This window comes from Ruegeria sp. AD9 (assembly GCF_056542305.1).
Window position 1 is genome coordinate 99443 of sequence record NZ_JBQFZP010000005.1, and the last position, 18007, is coordinate 117449.

The 18007-nt window shown below is 59.6% G+C and carries 19 protein-coding genes; 6 read left to right on the top strand and 13 right to left on the bottom strand.

The genetic code is table 11. From position 1 onward, the window contains the following. Position 1 precedes the first annotated feature (1 nt). The 3 genes from zwf to ACR0AM_RS09470 all read right to left on the bottom strand — a co-directional run bounded on the left by zwf (position 2) and on the right by ACR0AM_RS09470 (position 5125). Entirely contained in the window at positions 2-1447 is a 1446-nt protein-coding gene (gene zwf, locus ACR0AM_RS09460; RefSeq protein ID WP_480622747.1) for a glucose-6-phosphate dehydrogenase, read from the bottom strand. A 149-nt stretch (positions 1448-1596) separates the two neighbouring features. Then, entirely contained in the window at positions 1597-3840 is a 2244-nt protein-coding gene (gene ptsP, locus ACR0AM_RS09465) for a phosphoenolpyruvate--protein phosphotransferase (protein WP_480473669.1), read from the bottom strand. Between the two features lie 46 nt (positions 3841-3886). Next, a complete protein-coding gene (locus tag ACR0AM_RS09470; RefSeq protein WP_480473670.1) occupies positions 3887-5125 on the bottom strand; it encodes an aspartate kinase in 1239 nt (412 codons plus the stop codon). 165 nt (positions 5126-5290) lie between these two features. Between ACR0AM_RS09470 and ACR0AM_RS09475 the strand changes: the two genes are divergently transcribed. Then, positions 5291-5647, top strand: coding sequence for a hypothetical protein (locus ACR0AM_RS09475; RefSeq protein ID WP_480473671.1), 357 nt, complete (start codon positions 5291-5293; stop codon positions 5645-5647). Here ACR0AM_RS09475 and ACR0AM_RS09480 read toward each other — a convergent pair. From ACR0AM_RS09480 to ACR0AM_RS09500, 5 genes are all read right to left on the bottom strand, one after another. Continuing rightward, positions 5641-6279: an SDR family NAD(P)-dependent oxidoreductase gene (locus ACR0AM_RS09480; protein WP_480622748.1), complete on the bottom strand. Its 639-nt coding sequence runs from the start codon at positions 6277-6279 to the stop codon at positions 5641-5643. The two genes, ACR0AM_RS09475 and ACR0AM_RS09480, sit on opposite strands and share 7 nt — an antisense overlap. A gap of 3 nt (positions 6280-6282) precedes the next feature. Continuing rightward, positions 6283-6738 carry a DUF1178 family protein gene (locus ACR0AM_RS09485; protein WP_480622749.1) on the bottom strand — a complete coding sequence of 152 codons (456 nt, stop codon included), beginning with the start codon at positions 6736-6738 and terminating at the stop codon, positions 6283-6285. Between the two features lie 72 nt (positions 6739-6810). Continuing rightward, positions 6811-7272, bottom strand: coding sequence for an NUDIX hydrolase (locus tag ACR0AM_RS09490; protein WP_480622750.1), 462 nt, complete (start codon positions 7270-7272; stop codon positions 6811-6813). Positions 7273-7412: 140 nt separating this feature from the next. After that, on the bottom strand, positions 7413-8156 hold the full coding sequence (locus ACR0AM_RS09495) for an EcsC family protein (protein WP_480473676.1): 744 nt from the start codon (positions 8154-8156) through the stop codon (positions 7413-7415). Between the two features lie 52 nt (positions 8157-8208). Continuing rightward, the gene (locus tag ACR0AM_RS09500) at positions 8209-8703 is read right to left on the bottom strand and encodes a GNAT family N-acetyltransferase (RefSeq protein WP_480473678.1); all 495 of its coding nucleotides are present in this window, start codon (positions 8701-8703) and stop codon (positions 8209-8211) included. A gap of 72 nt (positions 8704-8775) precedes the next feature. On the opposite strand from ACR0AM_RS09500, the gene ACR0AM_RS09505 reads away from it, so the two are divergent. Further along, positions 8776-9381 carry a flavin reductase family protein gene (locus ACR0AM_RS09505; RefSeq protein ID WP_480622751.1) on the top strand — a complete coding sequence of 202 codons (606 nt, stop codon included), beginning with the start codon at positions 8776-8778 and terminating at the stop codon, positions 9379-9381. A gap of 135 nt (positions 9382-9516) precedes the next feature. On the opposite strand, the gene ACR0AM_RS09510 is transcribed toward ACR0AM_RS09505, so the two are convergent. Beyond that, entirely contained in the window at positions 9517-11151 is a 1635-nt protein-coding gene (locus ACR0AM_RS09510) for a SulP family inorganic anion transporter (RefSeq protein ID WP_480473680.1), read from the bottom strand. Positions 11152-11316: 165 nt separating this feature from the next. Between ACR0AM_RS09510 and ACR0AM_RS09515 the strand changes: the two genes are divergently transcribed. Both ACR0AM_RS09515 and ACR0AM_RS09520 read left to right on the top strand, forming a co-directional pair. After that, positions 11317-11877: an invasion associated locus B family protein gene (locus ACR0AM_RS09515; RefSeq protein ID WP_480518879.1), complete on the top strand. Its 561-nt coding sequence runs from the start codon at positions 11317-11319 to the stop codon at positions 11875-11877. A 66-nt stretch (positions 11878-11943) separates the two neighbouring features. Then, positions 11944-12816, top strand: a complete 873-nt coding sequence (locus ACR0AM_RS09520) for an S-methyl-5'-thioadenosine phosphorylase (RefSeq protein ID WP_480622752.1) — start codon at positions 11944-11946, stop codon at positions 12814-12816. A 2-nt stretch (positions 12817-12818) separates the two neighbouring features. On the opposite strand, the gene ACR0AM_RS09525 is transcribed toward ACR0AM_RS09520, so the two are convergent. Further along, on the bottom strand, positions 12819-13667 hold the full coding sequence (locus tag ACR0AM_RS09525) for an alpha/beta hydrolase (protein ID WP_480622753.1): 849 nt from the start codon (positions 13665-13667) through the stop codon (positions 12819-12821). Between the two features lie 251 nt (positions 13668-13918). On the opposite strand from ACR0AM_RS09525, the gene ACR0AM_RS09530 reads away from it, so the two are divergent. Then, positions 13919-14548 (top strand): LysE family translocator, encoded by a 630-nt coding sequence (locus ACR0AM_RS09530; protein WP_480622754.1) that lies wholly within the window; start codon positions 13919-13921, stop codon positions 14546-14548. 8 nt (positions 14549-14556) lie between these two features. On the opposite strand, the gene ACR0AM_RS09535 is transcribed toward ACR0AM_RS09530, so the two are convergent. Then, entirely contained in the window at positions 14557-14730 is a 174-nt protein-coding gene (locus ACR0AM_RS09535) for a hypothetical protein (protein WP_209505622.1), read from the bottom strand. Between the two features lie 325 nt (positions 14731-15055). On the opposite strand from ACR0AM_RS09535, the gene ACR0AM_RS09540 reads away from it, so the two are divergent. Next, positions 15056-15595 carry an adenine phosphoribosyltransferase gene (locus ACR0AM_RS09540; protein ID WP_209505620.1) on the top strand — a complete coding sequence of 180 codons (540 nt, stop codon included), beginning with the start codon at positions 15056-15058 and terminating at the stop codon, positions 15593-15595. Between the two features lie 42 nt (positions 15596-15637). Here ACR0AM_RS09540 and ACR0AM_RS09545 read toward each other — a convergent pair whose 3' ends face one another. Together ACR0AM_RS09545 and ACR0AM_RS09550 are read right to left on the bottom strand one after the other, a co-directional pair. Then, positions 15638-17053 carry an FAD-binding oxidoreductase gene (locus tag ACR0AM_RS09545; RefSeq protein ID WP_480622755.1) on the bottom strand — a complete coding sequence of 472 codons (1416 nt, stop codon included), beginning with the start codon at positions 17051-17053 and terminating at the stop codon, positions 15638-15640. 38 nt (positions 17054-17091) lie between these two features. Continuing rightward, positions 17092-17910, bottom strand: a complete 819-nt coding sequence (locus tag ACR0AM_RS09550; RefSeq protein ID WP_480560381.1) for an MBL fold metallo-hydrolase — start codon at positions 17908-17910, stop codon at positions 17092-17094. Between the last annotated feature and the right edge of the window lie 97 nt (positions 17911-18007).

The window sequence follows — 18007 nt, forward strand, 5'->3', positions numbered from 1 at the left end:
ATTACCCTCCGATCTGACGCCAGCGACGCCCATCGCGATGCATCAGCATCAGTGCTTCTTCGGGGCCTGAACTGCCCTGATCGTACTTGGCGGGTTTGTCCCCGCGCTGTTCCCAGCCGTGAATGATGGGATCGACCCAGGCCCAGGCGGCCTCGGCCTCGTCCCCGCGCATGAAAAGGGTCTGATCGCCCCGAATGACATCCATGATCAGGCGTTCATATGCGTCCGGGGATTGCGAGTCATCACCCAGCGCGTCGGCAAAGCTCATGTCCAGAGCAACATCGGACAGGCGGAACCCGCCCTGCCCCGGTTCCTTTATCGTCGTGCGCAGGGTGATGCCTTCGTCTGGTTGCAGGCGGATCACCAGCACGTTGCCGTGCAACGGGCCGACATTGGGAAAGATCGTGTGTGGCGGGTCGCGGAAGAACACCGCGATTTCAGAGGCACGGGCGCGCAGGCGTTTGCCTGTGCGCAGGTAGAACGGCACCCCGGCCCAGCGCCAGTTGCCGATATGAACCTTGAGCGCAATGAAGCTTTCGGTGCGGCTGGCCGGGTTGCCAACGTGATCAAGGTATCCGTCACCGCCCTTGCCCGTGCGATATTGACCACGGGCGATATCCCTGGGTTCGACCGGTTCCAGCGCCTCGATCACCTTGACCTTCTCGTCACGCACCGCGTTGGGAGAGAACTTTGACGGAGGTTCCATCGCGGTTAGGCACAGCAACTGCACCAGATGGTTCTGGATCATGTCCCGCATCGCGCCGGATTGATCGTAATAGGCCCCGCGCCCTTCGACCCCGACGGTTTCCGCCACGGTGATCTGCACATGGTCGACATGGGTCGAATTCCAAAGCGGCTCGAACAGGGAATTCGCAAAGCGCAGCGCCATCAGGTTCTGCACGGTTTCCTTGCCCAAATAATGGTCGATCCGGTAAATCTGGTGTTCCTTGAAACACGCCCGCAAGCCTTCGTTCAGCGCTTTTGCCGAGGCAAGGTCATGACCGAAAGGCTTTTCAACAACGATGCGGCTGTCCGGCGTGGCCAGACCGGCGTCATGCAGGCGCTGCGCAATGCCCGAAAACAGGCTGGGACCCACCGACAGGTAAAAGGCCCGCACCACGTCGGGGCGCAGCAGCTTGGACAGATCGGACCATCCGGCATCGCCCAGTGCATCCACCGGCACGTATTCAACATGAGACAGGAACCGGTCCAGCGTGTCCTTTTTGAACTTTGGTGCGAATTCCTGCATCGATGCGCGGACCTGATCGCGAAACTCGTCGCTGTCGATATCCGAGCGCGCCGTGCCGATGATCCGCGCCCCATCGGGCATCTGGCCGACCTCGAACCGATGGTACAAGCCCGGCAAGATCTTACGTTGCGCCAGATCCCCGGTCGCGCCGAACAACACAAGATCGAACGGCTCTACCGGAATTACGCGTGAAACCATCACAGGCTCCTTCTCGAGTTTGCCGATATCAGTTCAGCACGGCATGAAACGGCTCTGCGGCACACTGTTACCGCTAACATTGCCTGCGTGATAGAAAGCCTGCGCGAAAAAATCAAGCATAGTTTCCCCAAAAAGCGAGGTTTTGAGGGCTATACCTGACTGCGCAGCCATTCCATCACGGCCGGACGTACGGATTGTTCGCCGCGATGGCGCGCGTCGGCGATGATTTTTCGCACCTCCATCAGGTCGCACCGCAGCAACAGGCTTTTGACCGGACCAATCGACGCCGGGCGCATAGACAGGGTGCGAATACCCATGGCCGCAAGGCACAGCGCCTCGACCGGACGGCCCGCATCCTCGCCACAGAAACTGAGCGGAGTGTCCGAAAGCCCGCAGCGTTCGACAATGCGTTCCATCAGGCTCAGGAAACTGACATTCAACGTGTCATAGCGGCGGCGGACCAGTTCATTTTCGCGGTCAGCGGCAAAAAAGAACTGCTTGAGGTCATTCCCACCGATCGAGATGAAATCGACCTCGTCAAAGAACTTTTGCGGCGCAAAGGCCAGTGAAGGGGTTTCCAGCATCGCGCCGACTTCAAGCGTTTCGGGCAGAACGTGGCCCAGTCGCTTTTCGCGTTCGATGGTTTTGTTCACTTCCCAGCGGGCTTCGCGATATTCCTCGGCCTGCGCGACAAAGGGGAACATGACGGTCAGCGGGCGACCATTGGCGGCGCGCAGAAGGGCCTGCAACTGCATCCGCATCACGCCGCGTTTGTCCAGACCGACACGAATGGCGCGCCAACCCAGGGCCGGGTTGGGTTCGGCCACGTGTTTCATATAGGGCAGTACCTTGTCCGACCCGATATCGAGCGTGCGGAACACCACCCTTTTGTCGCCCGCGGCATCCAGAACCCGCTGGTACTGAGTGACCAGCTCGGACCGTTTGGGCATCTTATTGCGGATCAGGAATTGCAGCTCGGTTCGGAACAGGCCAACACCCTCGGCACCTGACGTTCCCAGCGATGGCAGGTCGGCCATCAGACCCGCGTTCATCACCAGATTGATGCGCGTTCCGTCGCGAGTGACACAGGGGGTTTCGCGGATCGAGGCATAGCGTTCCTGTGCCTTGGCCTGCATCGCGATTTTGTCGCGGAAGGCGCTGACCACGCTGTCTTCCGGACGCAGGTGAACAACGCCCTGATCGCCATCCACCAGCACGTGGTCACCGTTCAGCGCTTCGGTCGTGATCCGGCCCACATGGACCACCAGAGGGATCGCCAGCGCACGGGCCACAATGGTAGCGTGACTGCCGACTGAACCTTCTTCGAGGATGATCCCCTTCAGCGCCCGACCGTATTCCAACAGGTCGCCGGGGCCGATATTGCGTGCGACCAAAATCGGGTCGGGTGGCAGATCGGCGCTGTCGGTTTTTCCCTGCCCGGTCAGAATGCGCAGCAAACGGTTGCTGAGATCGTCAAGATCCGCCAGCCGTTCGCGCAGATAGGGATCAGACACCTGCCCCATCCGGGCGCGCGCCTGGGATTGTTCTTTCTCGACTGCGGCTTCGGCGCTGAGCCCCAGGGCAATGTCCTCTTCCATCCGGCGCATCCAGCCTTTGGAATTGGCAAACATCCGGTAGGCTTCCAGCACCTTGAGCTGTTCGGTATCACCATCCCGGGAAATTTCGAGCATCTTGTCGACACCGACGCGCAGCTCTTCCACTGCCTCATTCAGACGTTCGCGTTCCCGGTGCGGGTCTTCGGCAATCGGATTGGTGACGACCACGCGGGGTTCATGCAGCCAGACATGGCCTTCGGCGGAACCTTCCTGCGCCGGGCCGCCGCGCAACAGGACCGATTGCTGGTGCCGTGGCGACAGGGCCGCGCCTTCGCCGACAAAGGCACCCAGTTCGGCCATTTCGGCCAGCACCATGGCCACCACTTCCAGCGCATAAATCTCGTCAGCGGAAAATTCACGCGCTTTGCGGGACTGGACAACCAGAACACCCAGCTTTTCCCCAAGGCGCTGCACCGGCACGCCGAGAAAGGACGAAAACCGCTCTTCCCCGGTTTCCGGCATATACCGGAACCCTTTTTCAGACGGCGCGTCCGGGGTGTTGACCACCTTGCCGGTCTTGGCGACCCGGCCCACCAGCCCCTCGCCCATGCGCATCCGGGTCTGGTGTACCGATTCCGGCGCAAGCCCTTGGGTCGCACAGAGTTCCAGGGTCTCTTCATCGCGGAACAGATATATCGAGCACACTTCGCTGCGCATGCTGTCGGCGATCAGATGAGTGATCTGATCAAGGCGCTCCTGCCCAGCGGCTTCGCTGGCCATCGCCTCGCGCAACCGCCCCAGCAGCTTGCGGGATTCTGTTTCCGTGCCGTCTGCCATGGCCCAACCAATTCAGTGTGTCAGGCGAAACCCTTGGCCGATCAGCTCAGGCCGCCTTGTCCAGTTCAAAGGCATCATGCAGTGCCTGAACGGCAAGTTCCATGTATTTCCTGTCGATAAGAACGGAAATTTTGATTTCGGAGGTTGTGATGACCTTGATGTTGATCCCCTCATCCGAGAGTACCTTGAACATTTTGGCCGCAACACCCGATTGCGAGCGCATACCGATTCCCACCACCGAAACCTTGCAGACACCGGTATCGGCGACCAGTTCGGCATAGTTGAGCTCGCCCTTGTCCTTGATCGCCAGCAGCGCTTTTTCGGCACGGACCACCTGATCGGTGGGGCACGAGAAGGTCATGTCCGTGCGTCCCTCGTCCGAGATGTTCTGCACGATCATGTCGACATTGACGCCCTCATCGCTGAGCGCGGTGAAGATGGTCGAGGCGATACCGGGACGGTCCGCCACCGAAACGACGGTCATCTTGGCCTCGTCACGGGAATAGGCCACACCGGCCACAACATTGGATTCCATGATATCCTCCTCGTCAACGACCAGCGTACCGGCCTCGTCGGATTGTTCTTCGAAACTTGAAAGAACGCGCAGTTTCACCTTGTAGCGCATTGCCAACTCGACCGAGCGGGTCTGCAGCACCTTGGCGCCCAGCGACGCCAGTTCGAGCATTTCCTCGAACGAGATCCTGTGCAGCTTGCGGGCCTTTTCGCAGATGCGCGGATCGGTGGTATAGACACCATCCACGTCGGTATAGATGTCGCAGCGTTCCGCACCAAACGCCGCGGCAAAAGCCACGGCAGTGGTGTCCGAGCCACCCCGGCCCAGCGTTGTGATGCGGCCTTCGGGGCTGAGCCCCTGAAACCCGGCCACAACGGCCACTTTCATGCCTTCGCCGAATTTCTGGTTGATGTTTGTGGTCGGGATGTCTTCGATCCGCGCCTGGCTATGCGCACTGGTTGTCAGCAGCGGCACTTGCCAGCCCTGCCAGCTGCGCGCCGGAACGTCCATTTCCTGCAATGTCAGAGCCATCAGGCCAGCGGTGACATTTTCGCCCGAAGATACAACAGCATCGTATTCGCGTGCATCAAACAGCGGCGACGTCTCGTTCACCCAGCCCACCAGCTCGTTGGTCTTGCCCGACATGGCCGAGACGATGACGATCACGTCATAGCCCTTGGCAACTTCGACGCCAACACGCTTGGCAGCGCGGCGGATGCGGTCCAGGTTGGCGACCGAAGTGCCGCCGAATTTCATAACGAGTACGGGCATGGGGGCAAATGTCTCCGCGCCTTGGATTAGAGGTCCCGAGCCTCATAAGCGAGGGGCACCCCAAGAGCAAGAGCGCAAACAGGACCCGCCTGTGGCACAGGGCCGCTTTACATTACGCAGGTGCGGTGTCAGCCTGCGAGTAACAACCAAATCAAGAGGTTCCCCATGTTTCGCCTAGCCCTTGCCGTTACTTTGTTGTCGTCGCCTGTACTGGCCCAGGTTGCCAGTGTGGCCGGAACGGACGGAAAGAATGCACTGGGCAAAGTGCCCTGTGCCGCAAATGCCGGTGACCCGATGCAAAGCTGCAATGCGGAATTGCGCCGCCATGACGACGGCACGATAACGCTTGCGGTTGCTCTTGGTGGAGGAGAGGTGCGCCGCATCTATTTCAAGGAAGGCGTGCCAGACTCCAGCAGTTCCACCTCGAAGATGTCGTATGAAACGCGCGGTGATTTGATGGTTATTTATATTGAACCCGGTGAAGTCTATGAAATTCCCAAAGCGGCACTGTCCCGTCAGTAAGCGTGCGCCTGTCCATCATAGGTTTCGAAACAGCCGGTTGAGCTGATCGACAGGGCCTCAAAGCGTTCCATCAGGCCCGAAACGGCCTGATCGACATCAATATCGGCGGCCGCGCCGCCCATGTCGGTTTGTACCCAGCCCGGATGATAGATGCCAACGGCGATCCCGTCGGCTTTCAGATCCGTTGCCAAGTTCCGCCCCAGATTCAGCGCCGCCGCCTTGGAGGCACGGTAGATATAGCTGCCCCCCGGTGCCCGCGTATGAGACGCCATCTGCGACGAGATGATCGCGACCTTGCCGCCTGCGGCACGCAGATTGGGCAACAAGGCCTGAACGGTCAGGAAAACGCCGGTCACGTTGGTGGCAAAGCTTTGCGCCCACATTTCGGCGGGGTAGCCGTCGATCGTGTGCCCCTTGTCCAGATAGACCCCGGCATTGCAGACCAGCAGATCAACGGGCTGGCCTTTCAGCTGTTCGGCCATTGCCGTCTGTTGAGCAGGGTCCTCCACGTCCAGACGCACTTGCGCGCTGCCATCGCGCGCGGTTCCAGTGACCACGTCACCGCGGGTGTCGTAGCGCGAGGCAAGGGTGCGGCCGATACCGCGATTGGCACCGGTGATCACGACATGCATGGATCAGTTGGTCTTTCTGCTGGGCAGAAACGGCAGCGGTGCCACCGGCACGCCATCTTCGATCAGCGATTTCGCTTCATCCGGTCTGGCTTCACCATAGATCGAACGCTCTGGCGCCTCTCCCAGATGCATCTTGCGCGCCTCGCTTGCAAAATCCTTGCCAACGTAGTCCGAGTTCTTTTCCACATGGCGGCGCAACTCGGCCAGAACCTTCGCGATCTCAGGCGAAGGGGTGGCGACGTTGATCTGTTCATTGGATGCAGGCGCGTTTTCAGGTTTTCCCGGCGCATTCCGGGCCGGACGGACACGCGGTGTCATGATCGCCTTCGCAACCTGCGTACATCCGCAGATCGCGCAGGTCACCATCCTGGCAGAGGCCAGCTTGTCAAAGGCTTCTGCGGATTGAAACCAGCTGTCGAATGTGTGGCCTTCACTGCATTTCAACGCGTATTGAATCATGTTCAGTCCAAAATTGCGATTGGCGAATAGATACCGACCAGACTGACAATATCAAGCCTCTCTGGAACTATCTTAATGTGTATATGTCTTAAAGTCGCGTAACAAATCGGCTAGCTCGGGTGATCCGACCTTTTGAGCTGCCTTTTTAGGCGCAAACCACTTGCGCCTGCGCTCGTGCATTTCAGGGAAATCCTGCGACATAACCTGTACATGCAGCGCAAAAACATCAACCAGTATCAAGGTCGGGCGCTGATTTGGGCTATGCTTGAGGTGCAGAAACTGCCCCAGCCCCGCTGTACTGCATCGCCCCGTCACGCCCGCTTCTTCCCAAGCTTCCTGCACTGCGGTTTCTGTTGGGGTTAGCCCGGGGATGAGCCACCCCTTGGGGATAATCCAGCGCTGGGCCCGGCGCGTCGTGATCAGCAAAACCTCTGGCTGGCCATGCCGGATCCGATAACACAGGGCAGAGGATTGCCGCAAAACAGGGTGTTCCGCAGTCTCAGCCAATTCACGCGGCACCGGTCTTGCATTCATTGCGCGACGCACCTTTTGTTCGGGCAACGGACCCGTTGGCCTTATAGGCGCGCATGACACGCCTATTTAGCGCCCACCCCTTGAAAAACTACCATATGAAGTGGTGTCCGCCAAGTCTGGCGTGACGGAGCATTTGTTGATCACATGCGGGCTGACAGCTGCTTCACCAGCTCGTCATGCGAGATATCGGCGTCAACCGCCAGTCTTCGCAGGCCGAAATGCACACGCGCGATCTGCTGGTAATAGCGCGAATAGACATAGTTCGTTCCACCACCAGCCAATGCGCCGAGCACCGGGACGGACTGTGCCGCCAGTTTTTGCCCCAGCACGATCGAAAAGCGTGGTGCCACGGCAGCAATCAGACGCTGCATGGCCGGACCGGTCAGTGTCAGGCGCACCGAGAAAAAGCCGAAATCCGCTCCGTCATCATGCGACAGCGGACCCGATGCGGACAAAACCCGCACACAATCGAACTTCACGTTCTCGGCGGACGGGTCGAAACCTTCGCGCGCGGCGGCCCCCTGAATGGCACGCAGCAGCATGGCGGTTGTTGCAGGCAGCTCCATCAGGGCTGTTGATACACCGCCCAGCCCACCGGCCGCACCCATGGCCGTGGCAAGCGCGGTATTGACCCAGGGCTGCTGATCAGGGATCGCAAGCCGGGACCCCTGAGCCGCGTGCATCGCAAACCACAACGCCTGCTCGGTAGCCCCTGTCAGGCCGTTCCGAACTGGTTCGGGCAATTGCTCGAGCAGTGACTCGGCTGATCCGCCCAGCTTGTTCAGCAGTTTGACACCGGCCCCTCCGGCAGATCGGTAATAACCCGCCAAACGATCCAGTTCAGCCTCGGCATCCACGTTTTCGACAAGAACCACGTTCTGCATGTGCGTCCTCCTGCCTATCAACATCGGCGTTGAACCGTGTCGATTCAATAGGTCAGCGGGTCCAGCGGGTGACGGCCCCATGAACTCCGGACCAGACCCCGGGCGTCAGTTCCAGCCCCAGCACCCGGTCCGGGTTGGTGGGCGGCGGCATCTCGACACCTTGCAGCCGCGCAAAACCAAATCGCCTGTAATAGGGTTCGTCACCGACCAGCATGACCCGCTGCCATCCGAGTTTGCGCCCGGCTTCAACACCGGCATGGATCAGATATCCGCCCAGACCCTCGCCCTGATGGGTAGGGTGCACGGCAACGGGCCCCAGCAACAATGCATCGTGTTCGCCTACATGGACAGGCCAGAAGCGGATCGCCCCGGCCAGAATGCCCTGACCGTCGCGCGCGACCAGAGACAGACCAGCAACCGGCGGCACATCATCGCGCAACCGGTAGGACGACAACGCCTCACGGCCCGGCGCAAAGCACAGATCGTATAGGGCCTCGACTTCCCACCAATCGTCCGGCTCTTCCGGCCTGATCCCGAATTGCTGCACGTTTGCCCTCTTTTCCTTGCTGGAAATCGCCCTAGCACTTCGTTACGCCTTGGGCAAACGCTTGGAGATATGATGTTCTACCGCCCTGAAGACGGCCACGGCCTGCCGCACAACCCATTCAATGCCATTATCACGCCACGCCCGATCGGCTGGATCTCGACCCGTGATGCGGATGGGATCAACAATCTGGCACCCTATTCCTTTTTCAACGGGGTGGCTTACTCACCACCGCAGGTGATGTTTGCCACAACCGGCACGAAACACGATCAGGTCGGCGGCAAGGACAGTATCGCCAATATCGAGGCGACTGGCGTATTCTGCGTGAATGTCGTGGCCCATGCGCATCAGGATGCCATGAACGCCAGCTCGGCCAGCCTTCCGAAGGAGGTGGACGAGTTTGCCCATGCCGGATTAACATCGGTCGAATGCGAAACCATCCCCTGTGCCCGTGTACAAGGTGCCCCGGCGGCGTTGGAATGCAAGCTCACCCAGATCGTGACCCTGCCCGGCGCGGCCAACCGCGTCGTGTTTGGCGAAGTGACAGGCGTGCATCTGCTCGACGACCACATCCGGGAGGGCAAGTTCGACGTAACCTCGTTCAAACCTCTGGCGCGGCTTGGATACCGGGACTATTCGGTCGTGTCCGAGCTGTTCTCGCTCAATCGCCCGGATGATTGAGGTTGTCGGGGGCTCTGCCCCCACCGCCCGTTCCGGGCGGCTCCCCCGGGATATTTTTTGGCCAGATGAAGCAGGGATCCTTCATTCATCTGGCTTCAAATATCCCGGAGCGCGAGGCAGAGCCTCGCAAAAGGATCAGTGGCCGCCCAGAATGCCGGTACGGACCGAATAATCGACGGCAAGTTCATAATCCGGGTCATCATCACTGTCGACCATCAGGTGGCCTGCCTTGTTCAACAGCTTGTGGCAATCCCGGCTCAGGTGGCGCAGCATGACGCGTTTACCCGCGGCCTCGTATTTGGCCGCGATGTTTTCGATGGCTTGCAATGCCGACTGGTCCACCACACGGCTTTCAGCGAAATCGACGATGACGGTTTCCGGGTCATTCGGCACATCGAAAAGTTCGATAAAGCCATCCGATGACCCAAAGAACAGCGGTCCCTGGATTTCATAGACCTTCGCCCCTTTTTCGGTCGCCGAGTCGCGGGTGACCGCGTGGATGCGCTTGGCGTTGTTCCACGCATAGGCCAGAGCCGAGACAATGACGCCGACAACAACCGCCACCGCGAGGTCTTCCATCACCGTCACGACAGTGACCAGAACGATGACAAAGGCGTCGGTCAGTGGAACCTTGCGCAGGATCTTGAACGAGTTCCACGCAAAGGTGCCGATCACCACCATGAACATCACCCCAACCAGCGCGGCCAGCGGGATCTGTTCGATCAGCGGTGAGGCAAACAAGATGAAGGTCAGCAGAAACAGCGCCGCAGCGATCCCCGCGATGCGGGTCCGGCCACCGGATTTCACGTTGATCATCGACTGACCGATCATCGCGCAGCCACCCATGCCACCGAAAAAGCCGGTCACGATATTCGACGCACCTTGCGCGATACATTCCTGAGAAGCCCCGCCGCGCTTGCCGGTGATCTCGCCCACAAGGTTCAGGGTCAGCAGGGATTCGATCAGGCCAATCGCAGCCAGAATGACGGCGTAGGGCAGGATGATCTCAAGCGTGCCCCAGTTCAGCGGAACCATGGGGATGTGGAAGGCAGGCAGGCCACCTTCGATCGAGGCCAGATCACCGACGCGCGGGACATCCAGCCCCAGACCGATCACCAGCGCAGCGACAACCAGAATACCGGCCAAAGGTGCTGGAATGAGACGCGTGATGCGCGGCACCACCCAGATCACCGCCATTGTCAGTGCCACAAGGCCTAGCATGGTGTATAGCTGCGCACCCGAGAGCCATTCTCCACCACCCATGCCGTGACCGGTGTTTTCCATGGTACCCGGCACCTTGAACTGGCCCATCTGGGCCAGAAAGATCACGATGGCCAAGCCATTCACAAAGCCCAGCATCACCGGGTGCGGCACCAGTCGGATGAAGCGGCCCCAGTGCATCGCCCCGGCGATAACCTGGAGGATCCCCATCAGAACCACCGTCGCGAACAGGTATTCGACCCCATGTTCGGCCACCAAAGCCACCATGACGACCGCCAGCGCGCCCGTCGCTCCCGAGATCATGCCGGGTCGCCCGCCGATCAGCGCGGTGATGAGCCCCACAATGAACGCGGCATAGAGGCCCACCAGCGGATGCACGCCTGCCACAAAAGCAAAGGCCACGGCCTCGGGCACCAGCGCGAGGGCCACGGTCAGGCCGGACAGCAGCTCGATCCGCAGGCGAGAGAAGGTCAGCCCCTCATCCGGCACCCAGCGCAGATCGGGTATGGCGATACGGTTGGCAAAACTTGCCAGCAAGGCTCGGGGCATTGGACAGTCCTATAGGATATTATGTTCGCGCGAAGGGGTCGTTGTAGCGGGCGCGCCGCTGTTAAGCCACCGCAGGAGGTGGGATGCAGCCATGCGCACAGCGCATAACTTGCCTCTCGGCAACGTGATTTGCGGCACCCGGATCAAGCACCCAAATGTGAGTTCATGCGTTGGATTGCCCTCATATTTCTATCGGCCCTGCCCGCCTTTGCACAGGATTTGCAAGGGAATGACACCGCCGGAAACTGGCGTGTCACGCACCATGAAATTTTCGGCATCTGGAATTCGATTTGTGACGAGCGTGAAGAAGCCGGTGCTTTGGTGCAGCGCTGTTACATAAGGCGCGCTGAGGTGTTTTCCTTGCGTCCGAAATTTGCGGCGCAGTTCATGTTCATCACACCTGAGCCAGATGGATTCAAAATCGAGTTTGGAATTGAGCCGGGTACCTTCTTCAACCCTTCTGGATTCCGCATAGAGAAAGATCAGGATGTGATCTGGCGCACGCGGCGTCCCGGTTGCCTGACAGGGTTAAGCTGTACGTTCGAGGATCATCGCGCCGACGGCCTGCTGGATGCCATGCTGAACGGGGATGCGTATCGTTTTGAGTTTCGTGACAGGCATGGTCAATCGCAAGACCTGACGTGGCCGCTGGATGAGTTTGGAGCCGCCTGGGCGGATTTCAACACGCAATCTCAACAGCGTAACCTGCTGGCGAAACAGGAATAGACCTCTTGTCAATTTCGGGTCGAACCCGCACAAATTCAATATCAGTATCTCAGGCGGAGCAGGACAGTGACCCAAACCAGGATTGCCGTTATCGGCGGATCAGGCATCTATGACATCGATGGGCTGGAAAATGCGGACTGGGTCAGCGTCGATACCCCTTGGGGGGCACCTTCGGATCAGATCCTGACCGGGTCGCTGGACGGTGTCGCGATGGCCTTTCTGCCGCGCCACGGGCGCGGGCATGTGCATTCGCCCACCGATGTGCCCTATCGCGCCAATATCGACGCGCTGAAACGGCTTGGTGTGACGGATGTGATATCGGTCTCGGCCTGCGGGTCGTTTCGCGAACACATGGCACCGGGCGATTTTGTCATGGTCGATCAGTTCATCGACCGGACATTTGCGCGCGACAAGAGCTTTTTCGGAACAGGCTGCGTCGCCCATGTCAGTGTTGCGCATCCGACCTGCCCGCGCCTGTCGGACGCCTGTGAGACCGCGGGCAAGGCTGCCGGTATCACGATCCATCGCGGCGGCACCTATCTGGCGATGGAAGGGCCGCAGTTTTCTTCTCTTGCGGAATCGAAGATGTATCGCGAGCAATGGGGCTGCGACGTGATCGGCATGACCAATATGCCCGAAGCCAAGCTCGCTCGCGAAGCCGAGCTTTGTTATGCCTCGATCGCGATGGTTACGGATTATGACAGCTGGCACCCGGAACATGGTGAGGTGGATGTGACCACCATCATTGCGACCCTGACCGGCAATGCCGACAAGGGCCGTGCACTGGTCAAGGGCCTTCCCGCCCTGTTGGGGGCTGACCGCGCGCTCTGCCCGCATGGCTGTGACCGGGCGCTGGAATATGCCATCCTCACCGCACCCGAAAAGCGCGATCCGGCGCTGCTGGCCAAGCTGGACGCGGTGGCCGGGCGAATTCTCTGAAATCAGTTCTGTGGCAGGCGGTCTTGAACGGTCTGCCACAGGCCGTAAGACCACAAGTCGTTGTGGGTTCCGCCGGGAATCGAGAAAAACTCAACCCTCTCACCGCCCATCTCGGCAAGGCGCGCGCCGTGATGCACTGGAACGGTTTGATCATCTGTGCCGTGGAAGATCAACGTCGGCATCTCGATTGTCCCGATGATGTCGCGGGTGGCAAACTGGTCGCGCATCAGTGACGCTACGGGCAACCAAGGATAGCGTTCAGCCGCCACATCCACAGTCGCAGTAAATGGCGCTTCCAGCACCAGCATCTCGGCCTCGGGCCGTTGCGCCGCAACCGCCGCAGCCACTCCTGTACCAAGGCTTTGGCCGTGTAGAACAACTGGCTCTCCGGCCCTACGCAAATGGTCAAACAACTCTAATCCGTCCAAGATCAAACCTGCTTGGGACGGCGCGCCTGTACTTCCCGGAAACCCGCGATAGCTGGGCGCCAGAAGCCCGTAGCCGCTGTTCAGTATCTCTTGAAATCGGGCCGCGCGGTCGCTCAGATTGCCGCTCTGGCCGTGAAAGAACAATACGGTCGGGGCACCTTCGACGGCTGCCGGCGCGGCCCAAACCGTCAGAACCGTACCATCGGACATAGGCAGTGAAAGCACATCGATATCCGCCAAAGAAACCGAGGCTGGATCAGGCAATTCACCATCTGGCTTGTAAAGCAGCGATTGCTGGTTGAAGTACATGTATCCAACGATGATCCCATACACGACGCCACCGGCCAGCATGAGGCCAAGCAGCAACCGTTTGATGCGATTGATCCGCTTCAACGAATTGACATCTGTACTTTGGATCTGCACCTTTGCCTCCTGCAATGTTGTGCCTTTTAGTCTGGGCAGGTTCAGGACCGTTTCAAGATGAATGAGCAAAGCTTCATCCAAACTTCAAGTCCTTGTCACACTGCCTAAATCTATGAGCTTTGCGATTCAGATGCGAGAAACGCACAGGTGCTCGATCTTGTCGCCTCAAAAACGGCCAAACGATCAAGGCAGATGCTTGACGTTGGCATCATACAAGGGCTTGGTGTGACGACACCTTTACAGGAGACACCATGTCGCTTGAACTCTGGCTGGCTTTTGTCGCCGCCTCCACCGCTTTGCTGCTGATCCCGGGCCCGACCGTGCTGTTGGTGCTGAGCTATGCGCTGTCCAAGGGGCGCAGTGTTGCCGTGGCCTCGGCCACAGGGGTGGCTGTGGGGGATCTTGTGGCGATGACCGCATCTTTGTTGGGACTGGGCGCGCTTGTTCTGGCCTCGGCCACCTTGTTTTCCGTCCTCAAATGGGTCGGTGCGGCCTATCTGGTCTGGCTTGGGATTAAACTGCTGCGCAGCGCACCGTCCGGCGGACTGAACGCGGTCGATACCGACCGCGATGTGACGGCACGCAATGTGTTTGGGCACGCCGCTGCCGTGACCGCGCTGAACCCGAAATCCATCGCCTTTTTCATCGCCTTTGTGCCACAGTTCCTGCGCCCGGCTGAACCTCTGGGACCGCAATTTGCCATCCTGATCGCCACTTTCGTCGGACTGGCCTGGCTGAATGCCCTGGCTTATGCGTTGCTGGCCGACCGGTTGCGGCGGCTGATTGGCCGTGCCAGCGTGATCACCGGGATGACGCGGTTTGGCGGGCTGACCCTGATCGGGATGGGTGTCGTTACGGCAGTTCTACGCCGTCCGGCCTGATCCCTTTTTCAGTTTTCGGCGTTTTCCTTCATGAACCCGCGGATAAACCGGCGGATTTCGCGGGCCGCAGACGTATCCAGCTCCCTGCACAACTCGACAAACGCGTCGCGTTCATCCTTGTCCAGACGCAGAACCAGCTGGCTGTTTTTCTTCGTCGATCCCTTGCCGTCTTTCTTTGGCACGCGCGTCGCTCCTAACAAATGCTCGTTACTTTAGGCGTTGCATTGTGTATACATAGCATAGTGATTGTCGTTATCGGGCACTTAACAGCACCGGAACGGAAATGGCAATGAACCTTCAAACCGTCTGGGGCCTTTCTTTTGCGAGATCAACGCAAATGCACAAGCCGTACCTGTCTTGGCCACCTGCCACGCTTCACCGGTATTACGGATTGCCCAAGGCTGTGGTTTCGTGCCGCTGGTGATCGTGCGAATGAATTGTTCCTTGCATGGCTAACCCTCTTGGGCCAAACACGTTTTGGTATTTGAAGCGGAGAAAGGTTGGTTCATGTCAAGGAACAAGACTGTCAAAGACTACATCCGGACGATTGTCGACTTCCCGCATGAAGGAATCCTGTTTCGCGATGTGACGACGCTGTTTGCCGACCCGCGCGGATTTCGGATGGCCATTGACCAGATGCTGCACCCCTATGCCGGGGAACGCATCGACAAGGTTGTCGGCCTTGAGGCGCGAGGCTTTATCCTTGGGGGTGCGATTGCGCATCAACTGAGCCTGGGTTTCGTGCCGATCCGCAAGAAAGGCAAGCTGCCCGGCACAACGATCAGCCAGGATTACAAGCTGGAATATGGTGAAGCGATTGTCGAGATCCACGACGACGCTATCCAACCGGGGGAAAAGATCCTTGTCGTTGACGACCTGCTGGCCACAGGCGGCACTGCGGCGGCGGGCATCAAACTGATCGAGCGTTTGGGCGGTGAGATCGTCTCATGCGCGTTCATTATCGACCTGCCTGACCTCGGCGGGCGCAAAGTATTGGAAGATATGGGCATGGACGTGCATGTCCTGTGCGAATTCGAAGGGCTTTAACGCGGCAACCTTCGGATTTCTTAACAAGAGTCAGAGCCGGGTTCACGCCTTCAGCACCGCGCCGGGATTCATGATGCCATAGGGGTCCAGCGCCGCCTTGATGGCCCGCATCGCATCCAGCTTTACCGGATCGCCATAGCGTTCCAGATCGTCCGTTTTCATGCGGCCCACGCCGTGTTCCGCGCTGACCGAACCATCAAAGGCGTGGACTAGATCATGCACGGCCCGCTTGACCACAGCGCTCTGACCCTCAAAATCCGACCTGCCCTGCCCCTTGGGGGGAAAGACGTTGTAATGCAGATTGCCATCCCCAAGATGGCCAAAGCAATTGATCCGGAACGGCCCGAGATCGGAAATCACCTTTTCCCCTTGGCGCACAAATTCCGGAATTTCTGAGATCGGGATCGAGATATCATGGCTCGACACCGAGCCGATCAGGCGGTTGGCCTCGGGGATACGCTCGCGCACGGCCCACAACTCACCGCGCTGCGCCTCGTTTTGAGCAATCACGCCATCCTGCACCAGCCCAAGCGCTTGCGCGTGGACAAAGATATCCTCCAGCGCGTCGGACGGAGACTGCCCTGTGGCCAGCCCCAATTCGATCAGAACGCTCCACTCTGGCGGTGTTTCAAACGGTTGCCGGACGTCCGGCAGAACCTCGGACAGGAACTCCAACCCCTGCCGGTGGATCAGTTCGAAAGTGCTGACAGCCTCGCCCACGCGATCACGCGCCAGCGCCAGCAGGGAAATGGCAGCCTCGGGTGACGCCACCTGAAACATCGCCGTCCCGATCGCGGAAGGCCGGGGAAACAGCTTGAGCGCGGCTGCGGTGATGATCCCTAGCGTGCCCTCGGCCCCAATCAGCAGATTACGCAGGTCATAGCCTGTGTTGTCCTTTCGCAACCGGCTGAGACCCTGCCAGATTTGACCGCTGGGCAGAACGGCCTCGAGCCCTAGGCACAGATCGCGCGCATTGCCATAGCGCAAGACGTTGACGCCCCCGGCATTGGTGGACAGGTTGCCCCCGATCCGACAGGACCCCTGCGCCGCCAGCGTCAAGGGAAACAGGCGGTCTTGCGCCTCGGCCGCGGCTTGGACGTCCTGCAAAATGGCGCCGGCCTCGGCAATCAGTACGTTTTCGGTGGGATAGACGGACCGGATGGCCGTCATCCGCTCCAGCGAAATCACAAGGGGCGCGGGCCCATGCGGCATCACCTGCCCCCCGACCAGACCGGTTCCGCCGCCATAGGGCACCACGGGAACACGCATTTCGGACGCCACCTGCACCAGTACCGAGACCTCCTCGGTTGTGCGGGGCAAGGCCAGCAGGCCAGCCTGTCCGGCATATCGCCCGCGCGGCTCTTCGAGATACCGGTCGGTCACCGGGCGCAGCACCTGATCGCCCAGTTTCGAGCGGATCAGCGTGGCAATGCGGTCATCAGCGGGGTTCAGACTCATACGCTTTCAATGCCCAACCGATTCCGCCACGGCAAGCCTTATTCCAGATCAATCAGATAGCGCGGCTCCAGCACGACAACGGTTGGACGGTCCGGCAAGTCACGCAGAGAGACGGTGATCTCGGACACGCCGTCACGTTCGACCGGGAACTCATCCCGGATATCCACGAGGAAGCGATCCAGCGAAAACTCCGAGAACCAGTGCATCGGAATGATCACCGAGCTTTTCAGCCGCTTCAGAACCGAGATCATGTCAGGCAAGGGCATGGTTGTTCCGCCATCGACGGCGGCCATGACCACATCCAACCGACCCAGCGCAGCAAATTGTTCGTCTGACGGTACATGATGCAAATGTCCCAGATGACCGATACACAGCCCTTCGACCTCGAACACGAAGATAGAATTGCCGCGCTCCTCGACCCCACCATAGGCCGAGCGGATATCGGTCGGGACATTGCGTATCAGCATCTCGCCCAGATCCAGGTGATGTTCGATCCCCTGCCCGAATTCTCCCCATCCCGGTAGGACATGCGGGATCGACGGGTCGGGATGTGCCGTCCAATGGGTGTCGTGCGCATGGTTCATTGTCACCACGTCGGGAATCAGATCGGCACTGCCGATGAACCCGGTAAAGTCTGTCACCACATTCAACCCGCCACGGGTCTGGATCATAAAAGCGGCATGCGCGATATAGCTGATGCGCACCGAAAACTCCGGCACCGGGTCCTGCCATGCAGCTTTGTGCAGATATTCGATCCCCGGCGCCGCCTCGGCGATGGCGATACAATGGCTCGGCCGCCGCTCCTGCGCCACGGCCCCGCCCGAAATCACCATCAATGCCGCAACCAACCAGCGCATACCCGAAGTGTAGCGCAGATCGTCACCAAGTCATGCCCCTTGTTCATCTGGCCAAAAATATCCCGGGGGAGGCGCGGCTTGCCACGACGGGGGCAGA

Coding starts and splice junctions, on each gene's coding strand:
- zwf (WP_480622747.1), bottom strand. CDS start 1,447: ATGGTTTCACGCGTAATTCCGGTAGAGCCGTTCGATCTTGTGTTGTTC.
- ptsP (WP_480473669.1), bottom strand. CDS start 3,840: ATGGCAGACGGCACGGAAACAGAATCCCGCAAGCTGCTGGGGCGGTTG.
- ACR0AM_RS09470 (WP_480473670.1), bottom strand. CDS start 5,125: ATGCCCGTACTCGTTATGAAATTCGGCGGCACTTCGGTCGCCAACCTG.
- ACR0AM_RS09475 (WP_480473671.1), top strand. CDS start 5,291: ATGTTTCGCCTAGCCCTTGCCGTTACTTTGTTGTCGTCGCCTGTACTG.
- ACR0AM_RS09480 (WP_480622748.1), bottom strand. CDS start 6,279: ATGCATGTCGTGATCACCGGTGCCAATCGCGGTATCGGCCGCACCCTT.
- ACR0AM_RS09485 (WP_480622749.1), bottom strand. CDS start 6,738: ATGATTCAATACGCGTTGAAATGCAGTGAAGGCCACACATTCGACAGC.
- ACR0AM_RS09490 (WP_480622750.1), bottom strand. CDS start 7,272: ATGAATGCAAGACCGGTGCCGCGTGAATTGGCTGAGACTGCGGAACAC.
- ACR0AM_RS09495 (WP_480473676.1), bottom strand. CDS start 8,156: ATGCAGAACGTGGTTCTTGTCGAAAACGTGGATGCCGAGGCTGAACTG.
- ACR0AM_RS09505 (WP_480622751.1), top strand. CDS start 8,776: ATGTTCTACCGCCCTGAAGACGGCCACGGCCTGCCGCACAACCCATTC.
- ACR0AM_RS09510 (WP_480473680.1), bottom strand. CDS start 11,151: ATGCCCCGAGCCTTGCTGGCAAGTTTTGCCAACCGTATCGCCATACCC.
- ACR0AM_RS09515 (WP_480518879.1), top strand. CDS start 11,317: ATGCGTTGGATTGCCCTCATATTTCTATCGGCCCTGCCCGCCTTTGCA.
- ACR0AM_RS09530 (WP_480622754.1), top strand. CDS start 13,919: ATGTCGCTTGAACTCTGGCTGGCTTTTGTCGCCGCCTCCACCGCTTTG.
- ACR0AM_RS09540 (WP_209505620.1), top strand. CDS start 15,056: ATGTCAAGGAACAAGACTGTCAAAGACTACATCCGGACGATTGTCGAC.
- ACR0AM_RS09545 (WP_480622755.1), bottom strand. CDS start 17,053: ATGAGTCTGAACCCCGCTGATGACCGCATTGCCACGCTGATCCGCTCG.
- ACR0AM_RS09550 (WP_480560381.1), bottom strand. CDS start 17,910: ATGCGCTGGTTGGTTGCGGCATTGATGGTGATTTCGGGCGGGGCCGTG.